This window comes from Nitrospinota bacterium (assembly GCA_035528715.1).
Taxonomy (GTDB): domain Bacteria; phylum JADFOP01; class JADFOP01; order DATKYB01; family DATKYB01; genus DATKYB01.
In genome coordinates this window covers 1-5,077 of the sequence record DATKYB010000119.1, presented here as the reverse complement: position 1 = coordinate 5,077, position 5,077 = coordinate 1, and the positions used below count along the sequence as shown (strand labels likewise).

Below are 5,077 nucleotides of genomic sequence, written 5' to 3'. Positions count from 1 at the left end.
AAAACGACCCGTTTGCTATGGCTTTAAGTTTTTCAACAGTATCCTCAGGCTCCGGACGGACAGTATAATCAGGATTGACATCTGCTGCACGAATGATTGAGCTTTGATCAATGATAAATCGAGCAGGAATTGGGAGCGTCCCTGAATCATCGCCGTTGTATGTATTAAGGTTAATCCCAAACTGCAAGTAAACTTTAAGCAAATCGTCTGGTAGGATGTAAACCAATCCAAATTTTTTTGCAACTTGATTTCTTGAGTCACTCAGCACTTCAAAGGTCAGTTTGCGTTGTTCAATTATCTCACGATTGTATTTTTCGAGCTGCGGTGAGATTGCAACGAGCGTTGCACCAACTGCCGCAATATCAGAAACTACTTTCTGTAGAGCTGACAGCTCTCTATTACAGTAGGTTCACCACTTCCCTCGATAAAAGGTGATGACGAGATGGCCTTTTTCAAGAAGATCTTTGGAGCCTATAACATTCCCTTCTGCATTTTTCAGAGAAAAGTCCGGCGCCTTGTCTCCAACCTTAAGCGTCTTTTCCATAATACCAGAATCTCGAAGCTCTTCTGTTGCCTTATGCATAATAGCTAAAGCATCTTTTGAAACTTTTGATTCAATGGTTGCCTTTAATGAATTGAGTTGATCTTGTAAAGACATACTCTTTCTCTCTCTATTTATACGTTTAGAATTAAACTTACAAATTATCTGTTAAAACTAAAATCCAGAAATGATTCGTAACTGAAACAAAAGAATATTTTTGACAGATAAGAATTGTTCTTATATATTATTTGTCTTAATATAATAAAGAAGAATAAACTTTTCAATGGATTTCTTTAGTAAAAAGTATAAAGAGAAAAAGCTTGGGACGTTAGTACAACGTATATTTATATTCAAGGAATTACTTGAGTTAAAAAATATCCTCATGAGGTAAGTCAAATGAAAAATATAAAATCTTTCGGAATTATCCTGCTTGGAATTTTACTTCTTCTTTCTATATCTTTTCAAACCGTTTTAGCGGCTGAAAAAACAGTTAAGCTAACGGTCCCAGGATGCGTCTGACCTGGCACTGCAGCGAGGGTAGGTTCTATCCTCAAAAGTGTTAACGGTGTATTGAATGTCGAAACAAACTACATCGAACATACTGCCACGGTCGTGTTTGATGATCAGAAAACCAATGTCAAAAAAATGATAAAAGCTCTTGAGCAAGGGAATTTTGTGGTTGAAGGAGAACCCAAGTTTTTAATGTAGTATTAGAGACACCTCTTTATAACTACAAATCCCTTATGACACTAGATGAAAGAACAGATTTCTTCTTATTTTACGCTCTTAAGTGAAATAATCAGAGACAGCATAAAAATTAGAACTGATTATTTTTTGATTATGAATGATATTTGAAGATCAGATAACAATCTGATTTTTTAGTCGGTACAACAACTGTTTTAATTCATCCTCAACTTCTTGACCAGGTCTTTTTAGGGGGAGGCGTGGTTCTCCACCAAAATAACCTGCCAAATCCATTGCTGTCTTCAATCCACCAATGCCATATTTTACTGTCACCGCTTTAGCCAAAGGAGTTAATAGATTTTGTAGTTCTCTCGCCTCATCAAATTTCTCCTCTTTAAAGAGATTCTGGATCCGAATAAACTCCTGAGGAATCACATTTGCTGCAGCCAAAATTCCTCCCACGGCACCAATGCAAAGAGCAGGAAAGAATACAGGCGCTGAACCTACAAAGACAGTAAACTTCTCTTGAGATAGATGTACAATCTCACTCAATTGGCTAATGTTTCCTAAGCTATCTTTGATACCTAAGATATTAGGATGCTCAGAAAGCCTAGCTACAAGCTCAGGCTCCATGTTAATCCCCGTGAATTGTGGCATATTGTAGAGCAAAATTTCAATCTTTGAGGATTCTGCAACAGAAATAAAGTGATTATAAAGTATCGATGTTTTCATTGATCCCTTGAAATAGGAGGGCGTAATGACAAGTGCATAATCCGCACCTCTTTCAGCTACTTGATTTGTAAATCGAATGGTCTCCTGAGTTGATTCCAAACCTGTACCAACAATCATAACCTTTGAAGATGGAATGGTCTCTCTGGAAGCCTCTACAATAGATAACTTTTCTTTTTCATTTAAATAAACAGCCTCGCCATTGGAGCCAAGTACGAGATACCCTGAGAGCTCCGTTTGATTCCATTTTTGAAGATTTTCCTTAAGTCTTTTCAGGGCTACTTCTCCATTTTCAAAAGGTGTTGTAATGGGAGGCATGACACCTTTGAGCTTCATCATTTTTACTCCTCTATGGCTTTATTTGAGGCTTTGATTATCTCATCCGTAATCCAAATCCCCTTAGTTGGATATCAATTTAATAAAGAAAGTAAGTTCAAAAAAACCCTTAAGTTGGTACCTCATGTGCCTGCTTCTTTAATCCTATCCGATGAAAAAGATATATGATTAGGATAAAAATAAAACCCAATCCCCTCATGAGATTGTCTGGCCAAAAAAGGAAGATGGTGGCGAGTCCTGTAATTGCCCTCTCTCCTATATTCATCTTTCTTAAAAGATATCCCTCCCAAAAGACTGTGAAGCCAAAGAGCCCGATTAAGGCTGCCAGAGCTGTAATCAAAACCTCAAGGACAGGTCCTTCAAAAAGGATGGGGGTATAGGCAAAAAGAAATGGTATGATATAGAGACCCTTTGCAAGTTTCCAAGCTGTAAAGCCTGTCTTCATCGGTTTTGAGCCAGCCACACCTGCTGCGGAGAATGCTGCAAGGCATACAGGTGGTGTTACATTGGCATCCTGGCTATACCAAAAGATAATCATGTGAGCTGCAAGAAGTGAAATACCCATCTGGGTTAAGGCAGGCCCTGCGAGAACTGCAAGCATTATGTAGGATGCTGTAACCGGAAGACCCATCCCAAGAACAAGAGAGGCCAGCATGACCAGTATGATTGCCAGGAATAGAATTCCTCCGGAAAGTTCCATAACCACACCAGAGAAGGTTATGGCAACACCAGTGATTGCCACAACACCAATGATGATTCCAGTACAGATTAGGATAGCTGCGGTTGATAAGGTATTTTTAGCACCCATATAAAGGGCATCGAGGATATCTTCGATACCCATACGGTTTTCCTTTTTAAACCAGCTTACTACAACAATGCCCACAATTGCAATACAGGCTGCATACGTCGGAGTATAGCCTCTTACAAGGAGGAAAAGGAGGAGGATTACAGGAATCGTGAAGTGAAACCCCTCTTTTAAGACATTACCTAACCTGGGAAGAGTTTCCTTTGGCATCGGCATAATCCCCTCTTTCAGAGCCTCAATATGAACAAAAAAGCCTACAGAGGCAAAATACAGTATTGCGGGAATGGTAGCTACAGCAATGATCTTGAGATAAGAGATACCTGTCCACTGAGCCATTATAAAGGCACCCGCCCCCATGATAGGCGGCATGAGCTGCCCCCCTGTTGAGGCAGCTGCCTCGACTGCCGCTGCAAAATGCGATTTGTAACCAACCTTCTTCATCAAAGGAATGGTAAAAGACCCAGTAGCTACCGTATTGGCCACAGCGCTTCCAGAGATAGAGCCCATAAAACCGCTTGCAATCACAGCTATCTTTGCCGGACCCCCAACCCTATGACCAGCAACAGACTGAGCCAGCTTGATAATGAAATCACCAGCCCCTGATTTAAGCAAGAAGGCTCCAAAAAGAATAAAGAGGACAACATAAGTAGAAGAGACAGTACAGACAATACCAAATATCCCTTCATCTGTCAGATACATGCGGTACAAAAGGCGTGTCAGAAACACTCCTCGGTAGTGAAATGTTCCAGGAATAATGCTTCCTAAAAAGAGGGCATAACAAACAAATAAAAGGGACAAAGCAGGAATAAACCAGCCAACTACTCTATATGTTCCGTAAAGGAGCAAAATCATTGCCAGCCCGGCAAATAGATAATCTCTAAGTATCGGTATAGAGGATCTCTCTAGATGGAGCTCTTCCTCGAAAAAAAGGATATAGAGGGCTACAAGTGCACTTAATACTGCAAGAATGACATCAAGCTTGATAAATCGCTGTGGATGTTTCTTTGAGATGGGAGATAGAAAAAAAATAAGGATAAGGACAAAACCGAGATGCACAGCATTCCGATAGATACCTGGCATCACACCAAAGGTATTCACCCAGATGTTAAAAAGAGACATGGCCACTGCAATAATGTAAGCAGTGGTTTTCCATCCTCCAGAAAGTGTTCGAAAAGCTGATTTTACCTCTCCAATTTCTTCTTCGATATCTTCATCAAATTTCTTAGAAGATATAGGGGTTTTAGAGACTGGATTCTTCTTATTCAAATGTGTATCCTTTGATAAGTGTTAAACTTAGATGGACCGGACCGCCTATAAGGCGATCCGGCATATTTCTTTTTAAGAGCTTGGTGGAATGAGCCTCTGAGGTATCTTCATTCCAATCTCTTTGTAGTACTTCAGCGCGCCTGGATGAAGGGGAGCAGGCAATCCACTTATCGCTGAATCCAGCTTCATATGTTTGGTTGACTGATGAATGCTATAGAGGTACTCAAGATTTTCATATATCGTCTTTGTCAACTTATATACGATTGTTTCATCTACATCTGCCCTGATACCTAAAAAATTTGGTTGAGCAATGGTCTTGACCTCTTTTTTCTGCCCCGGGTAGGTATTGGCCGGAATAATGTATCTGAAACCTGGATATGATGTCTTCTCATTAATTGCATTGAGCTGATCGTCTGTAAACTCCAGAATATTTACCCTCATTCCGGGGGTAGCAAAAAGATCAGTAACAGCAGCAACTGGGGGTCCAGCACATAAGTTAGCCCCCTGTATCCTCTTGTCTTTCATAGCCTTAGCTGACTCAAAGTATCCCAGATACTCTCCATGAACATCATCTCTGCCCATGCCAACTCCGCTCATAAGAGTGAGTCCGGATCTTTCTGTACCACTGCCAGCCCTACCAATGGAGAACTTTAGGCCCTTGATATCTGAGATGGTACCTGTCTTGACCTTGTCCTTGACGATTACGAAGTGCTCAA

The 5,077-nt window shown here is 40.5% G+C and carries 5 protein-coding genes; all 5 read right to left on the bottom strand.

Features of this window, described 5'->3' with window-relative positions; all coding sequences use genetic code 11:
* On the bottom strand, positions 1-361 hold a 361-nt coding region (locus tag VMW81_08510; GenBank protein HUU50987.1), incomplete at its 3' end, for a redoxin domain-containing protein.
* A 48-nt stretch (positions 362-409) separates the two neighbouring features.
* Positions 410-658 (bottom strand): hypothetical protein, encoded by a 249-nt coding sequence (locus VMW81_08505; protein HUU50986.1) that lies wholly within the window; start codon positions 656-658, stop codon positions 410-412.
* 741 nt (positions 659-1,399) lie between these two features.
* Complete coding sequence (locus tag VMW81_08500; GenBank protein HUU50985.1) at positions 1,400-2,293, bottom strand: dihydrodipicolinate synthase family protein; 894 nt, start codon at positions 2,291-2,293, stop codon at positions 1,400-1,402.
* A gap of 106 nt (positions 2,294-2,399) precedes the next feature.
* Positions 2,400-4,361: a TRAP transporter permease gene (locus tag VMW81_08495; protein HUU50984.1), complete on the bottom strand. Its 1,962-nt coding sequence runs from the start codon at positions 4,359-4,361 to the stop codon at positions 2,400-2,402.
* Between the two features lie 72 nt (positions 4,362-4,433).
* Positions 4,434-5,077: TAXI family TRAP transporter solute-binding subunit (locus VMW81_08490; protein HUU50983.1), on the bottom strand; the 644-nt coding region annotated here is incomplete at its 5' end.

What these genes read in the sequence shown, in the direction of transcription:
- VMW81_08505 (HUU50986.1), bottom strand. Translation starts at nt 658, where the DNA reads ATGTCTTTACAAGATCAACTCAATTCATTAAAGGCAACCATTGAATCA.
- VMW81_08500 (HUU50985.1), bottom strand. Translation starts at nt 2,293, where the DNA reads ATGATGAAGCTCAAAGGTGTCATGCCTCCCATTACAACACCTTTTGAA.